Consider the following 17,877-nt stretch of genomic DNA (forward strand, 5'->3'; position numbering starts at 1 on the left):
CCTTATCCTCCACAAGCTGCTTTGATGATGACCAGACTGTCGCCCTCGTTCAGGACGGTGTTTTCCCATTCCGCACGCGGAACCATGCGGTTATGCAGCGCGATGGCCACTCCCTGCTTCGGAAGTTCCAGCTGCTGTGCCAGTGCGGCAATTGTATGACCTTGTGTAAGTTCCGTCTCTTTGTTGTTTACCAATAGTTTCATAAGCATACTGTTTTAGCGTGTAAACCAAAGAGAGCATCCCGCGGACGGGGAAAGGAAATAGATGTCAGAATCAACAATCCCTTCGTCGGTATTAACCGCATCAGGTTCGTAGGGTATAATCTCAGCCCGGACACATCCGTGGGGCACCCCTTTGTTTACTTTCCGGCAAAGGTAACGAAAACTTTGGAACGGCGAACGGCTGCCGTTCCTTTTTTATCTTTTTTTGCAGGCCGTGTCTATTCGTCTCTGAACAACTGTACTTTCACACCGAACGACAGGCGCAGAATGTCGCGCATGGAGAGACTTTTGTTGGTTACCTTGCTGATGAGGTACAGCTCGCAGGTGCTCAACTCATAGAACAGGGAGACGTGTCGCACCAGGTCATGGCGGGGACTGAACCCGAACCGCTGTCCCACGAAGATATAGGGGCGCATCTTGGTACTGAAGTTATAGTATTTGTTAGGATAGCGTCCCGGTTCCTTCTTCCAGAACTCGTCGCCCGCAATGGTGGTGATGTACAGACCGCAGTAGAAGGGTTCGGCCATCCAGTGCTCCTTGAAGCAGATGCTCCAGGGAATGTAGTTCTGCTTCACGGTAAATGTGAGACGGAATTTCTCGGCATACTTGGCCGGAAGGAAACCTACCAGGAAGTCCGTTTCCCACTGGCAGCGGCGTCCGTAATCCCAGCCCACGCCCACCGAGTTGAGTCCCATTCCTCCGGCGTACTGCCATTTCAGGTGAGTGGGCTTCAGGCGTTCCCACCGTTCATAACGCAGGTGCTCGCGCTTGTCCCAGCGACGTTCCTTTACGGTCGGAGCGATACTGTCGTTTTGTGCGCAAAGGGGCAGGAACGTCATTCCGGCCATTCCTCCTGCCAGCAGCAGTTTAAAAATTGACCACTTCATAGGTATAGCCGTTTGAGTTGAGGGTGAAAAACAGATAAGAGCGCTTCTTGGCGCAGGAACATTCGTAGTACTTGATACCGTCGTCGAAGAACTCGTCTACACTGATATTGTGCCCGTGACCGTAGACGCAGAACTGCAGGTCGGGCATTTCCCGGAGGTAATACTGAAAATACTCGGCGATGTTGTTGTTGAACTGTTCGGAGAAGGGGCCTGCGTGCATGGCTACCACGGTTTTTTCCACCCCTTCGGGCACGTGGTCACCTTCTTCGCGGATAAACTGGATATTGGGTACCGCCGACGAGTAGTCGAACTCCAGGGCATTGGTATTCAGGCACAGAAAACGCACGTTACCGGCAGTAAAGGCGAAATCTTCCGTGCCGAATATCTTGCGGAACACATCGAGTCCCGTAGCCAGACAATCATGGTTGCCCAGCAGGCAGACAAAAGGCACCTTCAGTTCGCTGAGAATGTCGCGCTGTTTCTCAAACTCCAGTTTCAGACCAAAGTCGGACATGTCGCCCGTATGAAGTACGAAATCCAGGTCATCGCGCCGGTTCAGGGCCTCCACGGCATCCTCCGTCTCGTCGTACCAGCGCTGTGTGTCACTGATTACGGCAAACCGGATTTCCTCTTTCCCGTAAGTAGCCGTTTCAATCCGTTCGATGTTCCGGCGGTTCACGTCCGTTTCTCCGTCAATGTCGAGGTCGTACGGGTGATATTCAATCATGTCGCATCCGCCCAGCAACAAAACTCCCAGGCAGAAACACACCTGTGCGATGTCGGAGCGGAAACGACGGAAATGCGTAAAAAGAGTGTGCATAAGCAAGTTTTTTGTTTATGCAAAGGTACGGTACAAATGCCAATCGTACGTTTTTCGGAATGTCGGATTTTCTGTCTTAAAAGTCGGAAAATGAATTATTCCGGATAAATCTCGTGTGGAGAAGGAAGCTGTTTCCACCCTTCGCCGAAGGTGTCGTACGCATCCGTCACCACCACAAACGCCCTCGGGTCGGCCTCCTTGATTTTCAGTTTCACACCCTGCACCTCCTGGTAGCTCACCACGAGAAAAATCATCTCCTTGTCTTTGCCCGTGTAGAGTCCCGAACTCTTGATGCAGGTAGCCGTGCGGTCTAAATCTTTCAGAATATACTGGTGAAGCGGCTGCAACTCATGGTCGCTGATGACGAAAATCAGCTTGTCGTTCTTCGCCCCGTTAATCATGTAGGCAATGACCCGCGAGATGATGAAGATGGAAATGAGCGAGTAGAACGACAGGTGCCACGAAGGTTGCGTAGAGTCGCTCGCCGTACCCAGTCCGAAACCGATAACCACCAGACCGAAGCACACTACGGCCCCGTCTACCAGCAGGATAGCCCGTGAGAAACGGATGTGCGCATATTTCTGTAGCAGCATCCCCACGATGTCACTTCCGCCCGTGGTAGCCTGACTGCGTATCACGATGCCCGTACCCACACCGATGACCACTGCCCCGATGATGCACGTCAGCATCAGGTGCTCCGTCATGTTCATGCTGCCTCCCAACAGTTGTGCCGGGTCCAGACTCTCCAGTGCTTCGCGGGTAGGGTAGACCAGCCGCGACATGGTGTTCATCAGCAACGGAGTGAGCAGGGCCGCCACAATGGTGCGTATCCCTAACTTCGCCCCCAACAGCAGCACCGACAGGATGAGCAGCGGAATGTCGAACATATAGCCGAACGTACCCACCTGAATGGACGGGAACAGGTTGTGGAGCACGATGCTGGCCCCGTACACTCCTCCGGGCACAATGTTATAGGGATTGATAAAGAATACGAATCCGGCTGCCAGAATGGTACATCCCACCACGATGCTGGCCCACGCATAGAGAGTCTGTTTCATACTTGTTTCTTATTTTTATGCGACAAATATACAGAATTCTTTCTTTCACCCATTAGAAAGCAGCCGGAAAAATCCCGCAAAATCCCAATTTTTAGGTATTTCAAATCCGCACCGGATGCCGTTTCTTTGCGATGTCAAATCAAACATGTAGAAAATGAAGAAAACTGGTATTTTTTATGGTTCTACCACAGGCACCACCGAGTCTGTGGCCCGCCTGATAGCGGAAAAGCTGGGAGTATCCCCTGAAGACGTACACGATGTGAGCAAGCTGGATGCTGCCCTTGCAGAGAGTTACGAAGCCCTGATTCTGGGTACCTCTACTTGGGGTGACGGAGAGTTGCAGGACGACTGGTACGATGGCATCAAGGTGCTGAAAAACGCCAACCTCTCCGGCAAGACCATCGCCCTCTTCGGCTGCGGCGATTCCGAATCCTATTCCGATACTTTCTGCGACGGTATGGGTATCCTCTTTGAAGACCTGAAAGACAGCGGATGTACCTTCGTGGGAGCCGTGCCCGACAGCGAGTACACCTACGCTTCTTCCGTGGCCGCAGCCGACGGAAAATTCGTGGGACTGGCCCTCGACGACGTGAACGAAAGCGACCGGACCGATGCCCGCGTGTCGGCCTGGACAGAGATGCTCAAAGCCGATCTGGCCTGATTCCTTCCGACCTCATTTCTCTATCTTCTAAATCCGTAGCCCATGATGACTCCCGATATCAATCCCGTAGAACTGAAAGTCTTTCTCAACCACATCTATGAGCTGAAGAAAGGCGTGCGTCAGATGGTGTTGTACACCACGAACAAGCGATATGAAGACTTTGCCGTGAAACGTCTGCGAAGCCAGCGCATCAAGTTTGTGATTCAGCCGGTGGACGACGAGCGCATCAATCTCTTCTTCGGCAAGGCGGAATGCATTGAAGCCATCCGCATGATGGTGACACGTCCCCTGAACCTGCTCACTCCGGAAGAAGATTTCATATTGGGAGCCATGCTGGGTTATGACATCTGTGCCCAGTGCAAGCGATATTGCACCCGCAAGGCACGAAAAATGGGAGCTTGAAAAGGCTCCCATTCTTTTTTCAGTTTCCTCTATACGTAGAATATCCGTAAGGCGAAAGCGTGATTGGCACGTGGTAGTGCTTGCCGTCCTTGATTTCGAACACCACTTCGATAAACGGGTAGAACGAATCCTGCTGCAACCGCTCGAAGTAGGGCGCCACGTGATACGTCAGGCGGTAGATGCCCTTGTGGTCGGTCGTGCCTTCTTCCAGGAAATCCTTCACGCGTCCGTTCTCGTCGGTCAGTCTTTCCTCCAGCAGCACCCAGGTCTTGCCGTCGGGCTGAAGTTGCGACAGACTGATTTTCACTCCCGCCGCAGGCTGTCCCTGCTGAATGTCCAGAATGTGGCTGGAGAGTTGGTAACTCTTTTCCTGTGCAAAGCCTGCCAGGCTCCACACCATCACGCATAAAGTCCAGATTAGTTTTCTCATGATTCTTTGATAGTTGAATAGTTTAACAAGATTGTAACAATTACAAATATGATGAAAACTTTCTTTTTCTGCAAGCTTTCTCCTTTGCAGCCCTTCCGATTTTGAGGTTATTAACTAAACTCCTGCCTGCGGTGTGCCGTTTACCTTGTATTTTTGCGCCATGAAATACATTTACCTCCCCATCGGATTCCTGTCGCTGGCACTGGGTGTGGCCGGTATTTTCCTGCCTGTGCTGCCCACCACGCCCTTTCTGCTGCTTTCGGCCGCCCTCTTTTTCCGCAGTTCGCCGAGAGCCTACCAGTGGTTGCTGAACCACAAGCTGCTGGGACCTTATATCCGCGATTTCCGTGAGTCGCGCGCCATCCCTCTGCGTGCCAAGATTCTCGCCTTGAGCCTGCTGTGGCTCACCTCCCTGCATTGCATCTTCCTGATGTTCGATGCCCTCTGGCTGAAAGCGATGATGCTTGCCGTAGCCGTGGGAGTGACCCTTTATCTCTGTTCCCTCAAAACCAAACGAAATGACTGATACCCTCTCTTTTTGTGGCCGTGAGGAAGCCATCACCCGCATGAACCGCTTTGGCTGCGAAGGCCTCCCGTTCTTTTTCCTGATAGATTATACCGCCGAGAAATGCCTGGTGGAAGAACCCCACCGTCTGCCTTCTGCGGAACTGCTGTTTGCCTTTCCGGGAGCCACGAACGTGCCGCAAGGAATGTCCGCTACTCCGCGTCCCGTTTCTTTCTGCTGGGAGCCTCATCCGATGAGCTTTGAGGAGTACCGTCGCGGATTCGACATCGTACACCGTCACTTGCATGGCGGCAATTCCTTCCTGGTGAACTACACCTGTGCTACCCCCGTCGATACCGACCTCACCCTGCGGCAGGTGTTCGACCATGCCCGTGCTCCCTACAGACTGTGGGTAAACGACCGCTTTGTGGTATTCTCACCCGAAATCTTTGTCCGGATAACCGATGGTTTTATCTATTCCCATCCCATGAAAGGTACGATGGATGCCACGCTGCCCGATGCCCGCGAACGCTTGCTGGCCGACCCGAAAGAAGCGGCCGAACATGCCACCATCACCGACCTCATCCGTAACGACCTGAGTCGTTTCGCCACCGAAGTCACCGTGACCCGCTACCGCTACCTCGATGAGCTGCACACCCACCGTGGCCCGCTGCTCCAGATGAGTTCCGAAATCCGTGGCCGTCTGCCCGAAGACTATCCTTCACAACTGGGCGACTTGTTTTTCAGTCTCCTGCCGGCAGGTTCCATCACTGGAGCTCCCAAGCCCCGCACCGTGCAGATTATCCGTGAGGCCGAGACGTACGACCGTGGTTTCTATACCGGCGTGACCGGCTACTTTGACGGCCGCAACCTGGATAGTGCCGTGCTCATCCGTTTCCTGGAACAGCAGCCTGACGGCACGAAGGTGTTCAAGAGCGGGGGAGGCATCACCTTTCGCAGCGAAGCCCGAAATGAATACGAAGAAATGAAACAGAAAGTCTATGTGCCTCTTTATTGAAACCCTCCGCATCGAAGACGGCAAGGTGTGGCATGCCTCGCTGCACGACCGTCGCATGAACGACACGCGCCGTGCTTTCTTCGGTCCCGTGCCCGACCTCCATGTAATGGATTATCTCCGTCCGGAAGCCTACACCGCACGCACCCGCTGTCGCCTGACTTATGCACGCGACGTAATTCGCGTGGAATACTTTCCTTACCACGTCCGTCCCGTACACAGTCTGCAACTGGTGGTGCAGGACGACATCGACTACCGCTACAAGCAGGCCGACCGTCGTGTGCTTGACGAAGCCTTTGCCCTGCGCGATACAGCCGACGACGTGCTCATCGTGCGTCACGGACTCCTCACCGATACCTCCATTGCCAACATCGCCCTTTGGGACGGATGCGAATGGCACACCCCCGCACAGCCTCTGCTGGCCGGAACCCAGCGCCGATACCTGCTCGACACCGGACAGATAAAAGAAACGGACATCCCGGTCGCCTCCCTCGGAAACTACCGGCATATCCGTCTGTTCAATGCCCTGATACCCTTCGGCGAAGTGGAACTCCCCGTCGGGCAGATACGTATGTACTGATTCGTGTGGCCGCTTATTCCACCAGCTCGTAACTGCTGATTTGAATCGGCATGTCGAGGTTGTGGAGCACTTTCTCCAGCATGATACCTTCCAGGTTGTTGTACTCATAGCCGAATGTGGCCCGTATGCCCTGCAAGATAAACTGCGTGGCGCGGTCGAGCGCAATGGGCAGACTGTCGCCCTGCATCAGTGCTCCCGTGATGACACTCGTAAACGTGTCGCCCGTGCCCGGATAGTGTGCCGGCAGATAGGGGCAGGTTACCTTCCAGTAACGGTCGCCAAAGCGGTTGTAGGCATAGACCGACGTAGAACGCGGGTCGCCGCTCACCGGCACGCTCGTGGCAATGACGATGGCCGGACCCCGGTCGGAAAGCGTCTTCAGTGCCTGTTTCAGTTCCGCATCCGTGATGTGCTCCTGATACGGCATGTCCAGCAGGTAATACAGCTCCGTCAGGTTGGGTGTGATGACATCTGCCAGGTGAATCAGTTTCTTCATCTCCGTCACCATCTCCTCGGTGATACCCTTGTAAAGACGGCCGTTGTCGCCCAGCACCGGGTCCACTACCACCATGTCATTTTCCCCACGGAACTTCAGGATAAACTCCTCCACAATCTGTGCCTGTTGCGGCGAACCCAGATAACCCGTGTAGAAAGTATCGAAGTGCACGTTCATCTTCTCCCAGTTCTCGATGATGCGCTTCATCTCATCGGTCAGGTCGAGGAACGAGTACGTGGGGTACTGCGTATGTGCGGACAGTACCGCCGTGGGCAGCGGACACACCTGAAAGCCCATGGACGAAAGCACCGGAATGACCGCCATCAGCGACACGTGGCCCACACCCGACAGGTCGTGCACAGCCACCACCTTCTTCACCTGATTTTGCAGGAAAGCCCCTGAGCGATGGGGAGCTTCGGCCGGAGCCGCCGGCTTTTTCTTTTTGTACTTCCGTTCTTTCTCCCAGGCCGCCTTCCGTGCCTGGTATGCCTCATATTGTCGTTCAATGTAATTGTCAGCCATAGTCTTGTGAATTTACAATTACAAAGGACGCGACTTTTTGCGGAACGAGCAAACTTTTGCAGGGTTTATTCTGATTCATCTTCCAGTTTCATTTGGTTGGGCAAGAGTGCGGCTGAAATAGTACATGTCTTTCAGTACCTTTCCATCCTCTACAATCGGATGGTCATAGTGGAGGGTAAAAAAGTCGGGCACCGTGTGCGAGTAGACAAACCCGCAGCTCTGATAAAATGAAAAGGTCATACGGCTGTCTCCTGTGCCTACCGTCAGCGTGTGACACACATTCTGGTAACGCTGGCAAAGGTATTCCACCATCTGACGTCCGTATCCTTTTCGTTGCCAGTGTGGAGCTACGGCTAGGTTTTTCAGTTCACGAATTCCTTTCCCTTCATCCGTTACGACGGCCACGGCAACCGGTTCTGTAAGCAGTTTGTCGTACATCACGTATAAGTCACCCCGTTCCAGGTAGCGGTCTATCATGGATTCCTGTTCATCGGCCAAAAGCAAGAGTGGGAGGAAACGTTTCTTGCCAGTTGAAACAAGTTGTATCTGCATGAGAATGTTTATGAATTGGATGATGACCGTTTGAAAAAATTGGGTGGAGGTGGTTACTGGAAGGAGCTTCTGGAGTGTATTAGGGACATTCGTGCTACAGAAAAAGTATTATTTTATATGAAGGAACAACATGATAAATTTCTGGGGAACACTTGCTTTTGGATAGTAGTCTGGCTGAAAATGTCATGCCGCTTACAACAAAATAATGTTTGAAGCTTACTCGTTTTTTTTATTTTTATCTTTAAATATGGTCCTTATTAGATTAAGAATAGCCACAGTTAAAGCATAAAACAAACAAGGTTTGATGATACTTTTCGTTGAAGTTTCTGTGAACATATAGTACATTGACATCATTCCGAATAATAGGAAAAAGTCCCTAAAAAAAAGTGATGTATATTTATATATTCTTTTAATCATACTAATTGATAAATATGAAAATTACAATATGAATTCATTTGCAGAATTATACAAATCTATGATATTTATCGCTCATATACAACTTTTTATATAATAAATAGTCTTAGGAATTGCTTTTGTTGCTCTACAAGAGGGATAAGAGTAGAGCGGAAACTCATCGTCAAGATGTGAAAGAAAGGGGGCATTCGAAAGCAATCTTTCATGATTTGTATGTGAAGAAAAAGAGTGGGGATATCCTTGGAGAAGGTGGATGAGATTTCTTTGATTTTCATTGATGATTAGATGGATTTTTTCTTCTTTTATAGAAGGATTATGGAGTCTGCCTTTAAGTCGGTCGTATGTGTCTCTGTAGCCCTTTCTGAAGTGAATTATTTAAATGCGGGGCGTCGGTTTGTAAAGGAAGCGTTGTATAATCATAAGGGAATGAGATATGGAACAGAACGGAATAAAATTTACCCTGGTCGATACTAAAAGAGTGCGTGTATCAGGATTTCCTGAGTTGGAAGGAAAGGCTGCTATTTAGGGGAAGGTATGGTCCTCATGGGTATCGCAACGCCAAAGATAAGATGCTGAACTATAAGGGAGATTTGATTCTTAGGATGGAATAGAGAAGATGATGTAACAAAAAGAAGACTTGATTTTGATAGATTTTGTGACATTTATTTATACATTTGTAAAGAATGTTTTATTTCCGTATTTAAAAGCTTGAGGTAGTAGACAGAAGCTATACTGTGAAAGGAGGCTTTTACAATGTAGGGAAATGAAATGGTGTAAATGATGAGAAACACAATCTATGGCAATCTGGGATATATTCACAAGAAATAGAACCTCGCGTTATGCCATTGTAGACGTAGAGGTAGGATTGAAGGACCATAAAATTCATGATATAGGAGCTCTTCGGCAGGACGGTGCCACCTTCCATAAGGCATCGAAGGAGGAGCTGTTCGAATTCCTGCACGATACGGATTACCTTTGCGGACATAATATCATTCATCACGATGCGAAATACCTGTTCCCCGACAAGGATTGTCGCTGGACGCTGGTGGATACGCTGTACGTATCACCGTTGCTGTTTCCGGAACGTCCTTATCACCGGCTGGTGAAAGACGACAAACTGGCTGCGGATCAGATGAACAATCCGGTGAACGATTGTGAGAAGGCGCGTGATTTGTTACTGGATGAGATTACCCGGTGGAATTCATTGCCCGATGAGCAACGAAAGGTGTTTGCTTCGTTGCTGAAAGGGAAGGAGGAGTTCCGGGGATTCTTCAGCATGGTGAGAGCCGAAACGGTGGCCTGGGGACTGGCCGGACTGATACGCCGGTTTTATGAGGGAAAGATATGTGCTCATGCCGATGTGGAGATGCTGATTGAGCGCTATCCGTGTGAGCTGGCTTATGCGCTGGCATTGGTCGATACGACTGACCATCGTTCTGTGACGCCCGGATGGGTGCTTCGCAATTATCCTGAAGTGGAATATGTGATGAAGCTGTTGCGGCGTACACGCTGTGTGGAAGGCTGTGCTTATTGCAATAGCCAGCTGGATGTATTGCGTAACCTGAAAGCTTTCTTTGGCTATGACCAGTTCCGTACCTACGGGGGTGAACCGCTTCAGGAACGGGCAGCCCGGGCGGCGGTAGAGGGGAAGTCCTTGCTGGCCATTTTTCCGACAGGGGGAGGAAAATCGCTGACTTTCCAGCTTCCGGCACTTATGGAGGCACGGGCGGTGCATGGACTTACGGTGGTCATTTCGCCGTTGCAGTCGCTCATGAAAGACCAGGTGGACAATCTGGCTGACAAGGGGATTACGGATGCCGTGACCATCAACGGACTGCTGGACCCTATTACGAGGGCGCTTTCCATTCAGAGGGTACAGGAGGGGGATGCTTCCCTGTTGTATATCGCCCCGGAAATGTTGCGTTCGAAAACCATCGAGCGGATTCTGATGGTGCGCCACGTGGTACGATTCGTTATCGATGAGGCGCATTGTTTTTCTTCCTGGGGGCAGGACTTCCGGGTGGATTATCTGTATATCGGCAAGTTTATTCAGGAGTACCAGCAGAAGAAGGGATGCCGTAACCCGATACCGGTATCCTGTTTCACGGCAACGGCCAAACAGAAGGTGGTACAGGATATTTGTGATTATTTCAAGCGGACGTTGAACCTGGATTTGGAGTTGTTTGCCTCTACAGCTTCGCGAACGAATCTGCACTATTCGGTGGTGCATGCCGAGACGGACGAGGATAAGTATACCAAGTTGAGGGAGCTGGTAGCAGAGTCCAGCTGTCCGACCATTGTGTATGTGTCGCGTACACGGCGTACCAAGGAACTGGCTGCGAAACTGACGCGCGACGGCTATAAGGCGCTTCCTTTCAACGGAAAGATGGATGCCGACGAGAAGATTGCCAATCAGGATGCGTTCATGAGCGACCAGGTGCGCATCATCGTGGCGACGTCAGCTTTCGGAATGGGAGTGGACAAGAAGGATGTGGGACTGGTGGTGCATTACGATATTTCCGATTCGCTGGAGAACTATGTGCAGGAAGCCGGCAGGGCCGGACGTGACCCGCATCTTAACGCACGCTGTTATGTGCTTTACAGTGACAATGACCTGGATAAGCATTTTATTCTGTTGAATCAGACGAAATTGAGTATTAGTGAAATCCAGCAGGTGTGGAAGGCGGTGAAGGATATGACGAGGAAACGCATGAGGGTGTGCTGTTCGGCGCTGGAGATTGCCCGGAATGCGGGATGGGATGATTCGGTAGCGGATATTGAGACACGTGTGCGGACGGCTCTGGCGGCATTGGAGCAGAGCGGTTACCTGGAGCGAGGAAACAATGTGCCGCATGTGTATGCCACCGGTATCACGGTAAAGAACATGGACGAGGCACGGAAGCGTATCACGGCATCGGTGTTGTTTGGTACTGACGAGATAGAGAAGGCGGTGAGAATCATTACGTCCTTGATTTCGCAGAAGTACATTGCCAAGGCACAGGACTCGGGAGCAGAATCGCGGATTGATTACCTGGCCGATATTCTGGGACTGACCAAGAAGGAAGTGGTGTCGGTGGTAGAGCGGATGCGGCAGGAAGGTATATTGGCCGATAGCAGGGATATTTCGGCCTATTTGCAGGATGCGGGCGACTCGGAACGGAAGTCGCGGATGCTGCTGGAGCGTTTTGCGAAACTGGAACAGTATATTCTCAACCATATCCCGGATGAGTCGCTGCGGATTTCGTGCAAGCAGCTGAACGACAATGCGGTGCACGACGGAGTTGTCACGTCGAAGGAAAAGGACATCCGCACGTTGCTGTATTTTCTTACCATAAAAGGGTATACGCACAAGAAGGAGGACGCTGCACGTAACATGGAGCTTACTCGCCGGGCAGACCTGGAGACTACTATCAAACGGTTTGAGAAACGGTTGGAGATTAGTCGTTTTGCCGTGGAATGGCTGTATAAGCTGGTGGAGGAGCGAGAGGGTAAGGAAACCGCAACGGAGAAGGCGGCTGTACAGTTCTCGGTAGTGGAACTCTTGAATCAGTTGAAAGCGAGTCCTCAGTCTCTTTTTGGCAGAATGGAAGATTTGCAGCTGGAAGATGTGGAAGAAGCACTTCTGTATCTGTCGAAGATTGGGGCTCTCAAGCTGGAAGGTGGTTTCTTGGTGCTTTACAATGCGATGGACATCAAGCGGATAAAGGATAATAAGTCGCGCTACAAACAGGAGGATTACCGGATGCTGAACGAGTTCTATAAGCAGAAGATTCAGCAGGTGCACATCGTGGGAGAATATGCCAACCTGATGGTGAAGGACTATCAGGAGGCTTTGCAGTATGTGCAGGATTATTTCCAGATGGATTATAGGAAATTTATTGCCAAATACTTCAAGGGTGAGCGGGTGAACGAGATTCAGCGTAACCTCACGCCGGAAAAGTACAAGCAGTTGTTCGGGCAGTTGTCTCAGCGGCAGATGGAGATTATTTCAGACAAGGAGTCGCGCTGCATTGTGGTGGCGGCTGGTCCGGGCAGCGGAAAAACCCGTGTGCTGGTACACAAGCTGGCCTCACTGTTGTTGCTGGAGGATGTGAAGCACGAGCAGTTGCTGATGCTGACTTTCTCCCGGGCGGCTGCCACGGAATTCAAGCAGCGACTGATGGAACTGATTGGCAATGCGGCGCACTACGTGGAAATCAAAACCTTTCATGCCTATTGTTTTGACTTGCTGGGTTTGATTGGCAACCTGGAGGAAGTGAAGAATGTGGTAGGGAAGGCTGCGGAGATGATTGAGCAGGGGGAAGTGGAACCTAACCGGATTGGCAAGACGGTGCTGGTGATTGATGAGGCACAGGACATGGGCGCGGAAGAGCATGCGCTGGTAAGGGCGTTGATGCACCACAATGAGGAGATGCGGGTGATAGCTGTGGGCGACGATGACCAGAATATCTATGAGTTCCGTGGCTCGGATTCCGGTTACATGTGGCAACTGACGCAGGAGACCGGAAGTCGTTTTGTGGAGATGACGGAGAATTACCGGAGTGCACGTCATGTGGTGGCAGCGGCCAATGATTTTGTGAAAGGTATTGGCGGAAGGCTGAAAAGCATGCCGATTGTATCGATGCGCAAGGAAGATGGATGGGTAGGAGTGACTCGCCATCAGTCTGCCTGCATGTATCAGCCGCTGGTGGAGGAACTGCTACGGAATAGAGGAGAGGGTACCGCATGTGTACTTACCCAGACCAATGAAGAGGCGGTCATTCTGGTGGCATTGTTGCGGAAGCGTGGTGTGCGCAGCAAGCTGATTCAGTCGATGGAGGGCTTGCTGTTCTGGAATATGGCCGAGATGAGGTATTTCCTGAAGTATATAGGCAAGCAGGTGAGTACGCCTTTGATTCCGGATGAACTCTGGGAGAAGGCTAAGAGTGCTACGTTTGCGGCTTATGAAGGGAGTTTGGGTTTGCCTTACGTGAAGCGTTGTGTGGAGTTGTTTGAGGAAATCAACCGGATGAAGTATTTCACGGATTTCAAGGAGTTTGTGTTCGAATCTTCGATGGAAGATTTTTGTGACGTGTCGGGGGCTGATGTGGTGGTGTCGACCATTCACAAGGCAAAGGGCCGTGAGTTTGATGACGTGTACATGCTTGTTTCGGACGGGTATTTAAAAGACGCTCACCTGATGCGCCGGTATTATGTGGGCATTACCCGTGCCAAAAAACGGTTGTTTGTGCATACAAACGGAGATTGCTTTGCGAATCTGAAGGCAGACCAGTATCTGGTAGATTCGCGGGAGTATGCAATGCCCGGTGAGATTGTGTTGCAGCTTTCGCACAAGGATGTGTTCTTGGGATTCTTTAAGGATCTCAAACGGGAGGTGCTGTCGCTGAAAGGGGGTGATACGTTGTTCTATAAAGACTACACATTGTATAATCAGGCGCAAAAGCCGGTGGCCCGCTTGTCACAGAATATGCAGAAGAAGTTGGCCGAGTGGAAGGAGCGTGGTTATGAGGTGAAGTCGGCTTCCGTACGCTTCGTGGTGGCGTGGAAGCCGAAGGATGCGCCGAAAGAGGAAGCGGAAACGGCAGTGTTGCTGCCCGACCTGGTGTTGTGTCTGTAGTTTATTTTGATTATCTTTGCTAACTAACCCACAAAAAACCAAGAATTATGGACATACAAACAATATTATCAAACCTGAAGATTGACCAGTTGAACGCCATGCAGGAGGCTTCCATCGATGCCTGGAAAGAAGGCAGCGATTTGATTCTGCTCTCGCCTACGGGTTCCGGAAAGACGCTGGCCTATCTGCTGCCGCTGGTGAGCTCGCTGAAAAAGGGAGTGGAAGGCGTGCAGGCCGTGGTACTGGTACCTTCTCGCGAGCTGGCTTTGCAGATTGAGCAGGTGTTCAAGGCCATGGCGACCGGTTTTCCGGTGATGAGCTGTTACGGCGGACGTCCGGCCATGGAGGAACACCGCACCATGAAGGGCATTTCGCCGGCGGTGATTATCGGTACGCCGGGGCGTATGAACGACCACCTGAACAAGCAGAATTTCGAGGCGGGCACCGTGCGTACGCTGGTCATCGATGAGTTCGATAAGTGTCTGGAGTTCGGCTTTCAGGATGAGATGGCCGAGGTCATCGGAAAGTTGCCGGCATTGCGTCGCCGCTTCCTGTTGTCGGCTACCGATGCGGAGGAGATTCCGCGCTTTACGGGCATGAACCGCACACTGAAACTGGATTTCCTGAATCCGGAGGAAACGGTGTCGCAACGCTTGTCGGTGTATCGGGTCACTTCGCCGGTGAAGGACAAGCTGGAAACGCTCTACAAGCTGCTGTGTACGCTGGGAAACGAATCGACGCTGGTGTTCTGCAACCATCGCGAGAGTGTGGACCGGGTAGGGAAGTACCTGCACTCCATGAAGGTGTATTGCGAGACGTTCCACGGCGGAATGGAGCAGGACGACCGTGAACGGGCGCTGTATAAGTTCCGTAACGGAAGCTGCCACATTTTTATTTCGACCGACCTGGCAGCCCGCGGACTGGATATTCCGGACATCCGCCACGTGGTGCATTATCACTTGCCGGTGGCCGAGGACGGGTTCATTCACCGCAACGGACGTACGGCGCGTTGGGAGGCCGAGGGTAATGCCTTTCTGATTTTGCACGATGAGGAGCGTATCCCCGACTATGTGCCCCGTCCGCTGGAAGAGTTTGAACTGCCGGAGCCGACGCCGCAGCCTGCCTTGCCGGAGTTTGTCACCTTATATATAGGGAAGGGCAAGAAAGACAAGATCAACAAGATTGACATCGTGGGATTTTTGTCGAAGAAAGGTGGACTGGGCCGGGACGATGTGGGACGTGTGGACGTGAAAGACCATTATGCGTTTGCGGCAATTTCTCGGAAAAAGGCAAAACAAACGTTAAAACTCATACAAAATGAAAAGATAAAGGGGGTAAAAACTTTGATAGAACTGGCAAAATAATAACTTTGTGTCATGGCAGCCTTCCGGCGGTGAAGGCTGTCTCGCATTTTGCTATGACTCGTGAGCATCCCCATGCCATAGCTAACTATTCTCGTGTCAATATGTCACTAAAACAGCATTTGTATATGTAATTTGAAAGATAAAATTCAATAAGGCTGTAAAATTATCACGAAAACTTTTGGAAGTCTAAAAATAATCACTAAATTCGCAAGTGTTAGCTAAAATGATTGTTTAACCAAAACAAACTTCCAATGAAGAAACATAATTTTAATGCGGGACCGTCTATTTTGCCTCGCGAAGTGATAGAAAAGACAGCTCAGGCTATTCTTGATTATAATGGTTCAGGACTTTCGTTGATGGAAATCAGTCACCGCGCTAAAGACTTCCAGCCGGTGGTAGATGAAGCAGTGGCACTGTTCAAGGAACTGCTGAACATTCCGGAAGGATACTCGGTATTGTTCCTGGGTGGAGGTGCAAGCATGGAGTTCTGTATGGTTCCCTATAATTTCCTGGAAAAGAAGGCGGCTTACCTGAATACGGGTACTTGGGCCAAGAAAGCGCTGAAAGAAGCGAAAGCGTTCGGCGAAACAGTAGAGGTAGCTTCTTCTGAAAAAGAAGGCTACACTTATATCCCGAAAGATTATGAAGTGCCGGCCGACGTGGATTATTTCCATATCACGACCAACAATACCATCTACGGTACGGAATTGCATGCCGACCTTGATGTCAATGTGCCGATGGTGGCCGATATGTCTTCGGACATTTTCTCTCGTCCGGTAGACGTTTCCAAATATATCTGTATTTACGGAGGTGCACAGAAGAACCTGGCTCCTGCGGGTGTGACTTTCGTTATCGTGAAGAACGATGCGCTGGGTAAGGTTTCCCGTCACATCCCGACCATGCTGAATTATCAGACACACGTGGACAAGGGTTCTATGTTCAATACTCCGCCGGTAGTGCCTATTTATGCGGCTCTCCAGACTTTGCGCTGGATCAAGGCACAGGGTGGCGTGGAAGAAATGCAGCGCCGTGCCAAACAGCGTGCCGACATGCTGTATGCCGAAATTGACCGCAACAAGCTGTTCCGTGGCACCGTAACGGCTAAGGAAGACCGTTCGTACATGAACATCTGCTTCGTCATGGCCGATGAATACAAGGACCTGGAAGCCGACTTCCTGAAGTTTGCTACCGAAAAAGGTATGGTGGGCATCAAGGGTCACCGTTCTGTGGGTGGTTTCCGTGCTTCTTGCTACAATGCCATGCCGGTAGAAAGTGTGCAGGCACTGATTGACTGCATGCAGGAATTTGAGAAAATGCATTAATTGTTGTTATACCCGAAGATAAGGGCGTGGAATTTCGATAACACGTCCTTGTTTTCTTTTTAAAATCAAGTATTATGAAAGTATTGGTTGCGACAGAGAAACCGTTTGCTAAAGTAGCTATCGACGGTATTCGGAAAGAGATAGAAGCTGCGGGCTATGAACTGGCTTTGCTGGAGAAATATACAGAAAAACAGCAGTTGCTCGATGCGGTGAAGGATGCGAATGCAGTGATTATCCGAAGTGACATCATTGACAAGGAAGTGCTGGATGCGGCAAAGGAACTGAAAATCGTGGTACGTGCCGGTGCGGGATATGACAATGTGGACCTGGAGGCAGCTACGGCTCACGGGGTTTGCGTGATGAATACGCCGGGACAGAACTCGAATGCGGTGGCCGAACTGGCTTTCGGTATGATGATTATGGCGGTTCGTAATTTCTACGACGGCAAATCGGGTACGGAACTGATGGGCAAGAAACTGGGTATCCATGCATACGGTAACGTGGGACGCAATGTGGCTCGTATCGCAAAGGGCATCGGTATGGACATTTATGCCTACGATGCGTATTGCCCGAAGGAAGCCATGGTGGCCGACGGTGTGAAACCGGTGGATTCCGCAGAAGAACTGTATGCTACCTGCAACGTGGTGTCATTGCACATTCCGGCTACTGCCGAAACCAAGAATTCCATTGATTATGATTTGGTGAACCGCATGCCGAAAAACGGTTTGCTGGTGAATACTGCCCGTAAGGAGGTGATTAACGAAGCAGATTTGCTTCGCCTGATGAATGACCGTCCGGACTTGAAGTATGTGACCGACATCATGCCGGCTCATCACGATGAGTTTGCCGATCATTTCCCGGGACGTTATTTCTCTACTCCGAAGAAGATGGGTGCACAGACGGCTGAGGCAAATATCAATGCCGGCATCGCAGCGGCTCGTCAGATTGTGGGCTTCCTGAAAGATGGTTGTGAGAAATTCCGTGTAAACAAGAAATAACTCTTTAATTTGC

General features: G+C 50.9%; 16 protein-coding genes, 1 pseudogene and 1 riboswitch. Of the genes and pseudogenes, 10 read left to right on the forward strand and 7 right to left on the reverse strand.

Annotation, left to right across the window (positions count from 1 at the left end; genetic code table 11):
• Positions 1–2: 2 nt before the first annotated feature.
• The 4 genes from thiS to BACPLE_RS16115 all read right to left on the reverse strand — a co-directional run bounded on the left by thiS (position 3) and on the right by BACPLE_RS16115 (position 2,986).
• A complete protein-coding gene (gene thiS, locus BACPLE_RS16100; RefSeq protein ID WP_040313353.1) occupies positions 3–203 on the reverse strand; it encodes a sulfur carrier protein ThiS in 201 nt (66 codons plus the stop codon).
• 60 nt (positions 204–263) lie between these two features.
• Positions 264–364, reverse strand: a riboswitch (TPP riboswitch).
• 75 nt (positions 365–439) lie between these two features.
• Positions 440–1,108: a hypothetical protein gene (locus BACPLE_RS16105; RefSeq protein WP_007563928.1), complete on the reverse strand. Its 669-nt coding sequence runs from the start codon at positions 1,106–1,108 to the stop codon at positions 440–442.
• Positions 1,089–1,835: a metallophosphoesterase family protein gene (locus BACPLE_RS16110; RefSeq protein ID WP_007563930.1), complete on the reverse strand. Its 747-nt coding sequence runs from the start codon at positions 1,833–1,835 to the stop codon at positions 1,089–1,091. Before BACPLE_RS16110 ends, BACPLE_RS16105 begins: the two co-directional genes overlap by 20 nt.
• 188 nt (positions 1,836–2,023) lie before the next feature.
• A complete protein-coding gene (locus tag BACPLE_RS16115; protein WP_007563932.1) occupies positions 2,024–2,986 on the reverse strand; it encodes a YitT family protein in 963 nt (320 codons plus the stop codon).
• Positions 2,987–3,140: 154 nt separating this feature from the next.
• Between BACPLE_RS16115 and fldA the strand changes: the two genes are divergently transcribed.
• Both fldA and BACPLE_RS16125 read left to right on the forward strand, forming a co-directional pair.
• The gene (gene fldA / locus BACPLE_RS16120; protein WP_007563934.1) at positions 3,141–3,647 is read left to right on the forward strand and encodes a flavodoxin FldA; all 507 of its coding nucleotides are present in this window, start codon (positions 3,141–3,143) and stop codon (positions 3,645–3,647) included.
• A gap of 42 nt (positions 3,648–3,689) precedes the next feature.
• Positions 3,690–4,049 carry a DUF2023 family protein gene (locus BACPLE_RS16125; RefSeq protein ID WP_007563936.1) on the forward strand — a complete coding sequence of 120 codons (360 nt, stop codon included), beginning with the start codon at positions 3,690–3,692 and terminating at the stop codon, positions 4,047–4,049.
• A gap of 19 nt (positions 4,050–4,068) precedes the next feature.
• On the opposite strand, the gene uraH is transcribed toward BACPLE_RS16125, so the two are convergent.
• A complete protein-coding gene (gene uraH, locus BACPLE_RS16130) occupies positions 4,069–4,479 on the reverse strand; it encodes a hydroxyisourate hydrolase (protein WP_007563939.1) in 411 nt (136 codons plus the stop codon).
• Positions 4,480–4,639: 160 nt separating this feature from the next.
• Between uraH and BACPLE_RS16135 the strand changes: the two genes are divergently transcribed.
• Genes BACPLE_RS16135 through BACPLE_RS16145 form a run of 3 tightly spaced genes read left to right on the forward strand, consistent with a single transcriptional unit; the run spans position 4,640 to position 6,579 of the window.
• Complete coding sequence (locus tag BACPLE_RS16135; protein ID WP_040313354.1) at positions 4,640–5,005, forward strand: YbaN family protein; 366 nt, start codon at positions 4,640–4,642, stop codon at positions 5,003–5,005.
• Positions 4,998–6,002: an aminodeoxychorismate synthase component I gene (locus tag BACPLE_RS16140; RefSeq protein WP_040313355.1), complete on the forward strand. Its 1,005-nt coding sequence runs from the start codon at positions 4,998–5,000 to the stop codon at positions 6,000–6,002. Before BACPLE_RS16135 ends, BACPLE_RS16140 begins: the two co-directional genes overlap by 8 nt.
• Complete coding sequence (locus tag BACPLE_RS16145) at positions 5,986–6,579, forward strand: aminotransferase class IV family protein (protein ID WP_007563952.1); 594 nt, start codon at positions 5,986–5,988, stop codon at positions 6,577–6,579. The genes BACPLE_RS16140 and BACPLE_RS16145 overlap by 17 nt, the downstream gene beginning before the upstream one ends.
• A 13-nt stretch (positions 6,580–6,592) precedes the next feature.
• Here the strand turns inward: BACPLE_RS16145 and BACPLE_RS16150 are convergent, their stop codons facing one another.
• Both BACPLE_RS16150 and BACPLE_RS16155 read right to left on the reverse strand, forming a co-directional pair.
• The gene (locus BACPLE_RS16150; protein ID WP_040313409.1) at positions 6,593–7,465 is read right to left on the reverse strand and encodes a pyridoxamine kinase; all 873 of its coding nucleotides are present in this window, start codon (positions 7,463–7,465) and stop codon (positions 6,593–6,595) included.
• 207 nt (positions 7,466–7,672) lie between these two features.
• Positions 7,673–8,149 carry a GNAT family N-acetyltransferase gene (locus BACPLE_RS16155; RefSeq protein ID WP_007563957.1) on the reverse strand — a complete coding sequence of 159 codons (477 nt, stop codon included), beginning with the start codon at positions 8,147–8,149 and terminating at the stop codon, positions 7,673–7,675.
• 9 nt (positions 8,150–8,158) lie between these two features.
• On the opposite strand from BACPLE_RS16155, the pseudogene rhuM reads away from it, so the two are divergent.
• The 5 genes and pseudogenes from rhuM to BACPLE_RS16185 form a co-directional block, all read left to right on the forward strand.
• A pseudogene (gene rhuM / locus BACPLE_RS19780) lies at positions 8,159–8,263 on the forward strand (RhuM family protein); the annotation flags it as partial.
• A gap of 1,096 nt (positions 8,264–9,359) precedes the next feature.
• On the forward strand, positions 9,360–14,180 hold the full coding sequence (locus BACPLE_RS16170; RefSeq protein ID WP_007563970.1) for a RecQ family ATP-dependent DNA helicase: 4,821 nt from the start codon (positions 9,360–9,362) through the stop codon (positions 14,178–14,180).
• A gap of 47 nt (positions 14,181–14,227) precedes the next feature.
• Positions 14,228–15,544 carry a DEAD/DEAH box helicase gene (locus tag BACPLE_RS16175; protein ID WP_007563972.1) on the forward strand — a complete coding sequence of 439 codons (1,317 nt, stop codon included), beginning with the start codon at positions 14,228–14,230 and terminating at the stop codon, positions 15,542–15,544.
• Positions 15,545–15,795: 251 nt separating this feature from the next.
• Complete coding sequence (serC, locus tag BACPLE_RS16180; protein WP_007563976.1) at positions 15,796–16,866, forward strand: 3-phosphoserine/phosphohydroxythreonine transaminase; 1,071 nt, start codon at positions 15,796–15,798, stop codon at positions 16,864–16,866.
• Positions 16,867–16,940: 74 nt separating this feature from the next.
• A complete protein-coding gene (locus tag BACPLE_RS16185) occupies positions 16,941–17,864 on the forward strand; it encodes an NAD(P)-dependent oxidoreductase (RefSeq protein ID WP_007563978.1) in 924 nt (307 codons plus the stop codon).
• Positions 17,865–17,877: the final 13 nt, after the last annotated feature.

It is taken from the genome of Phocaeicola plebeius DSM 17135, assembly GCF_000187895.1.
In the GTDB taxonomy this organism is placed as follows: domain Bacteria; phylum Bacteroidota; class Bacteroidia; order Bacteroidales; family Bacteroidaceae; genus Phocaeicola; species Phocaeicola plebeius.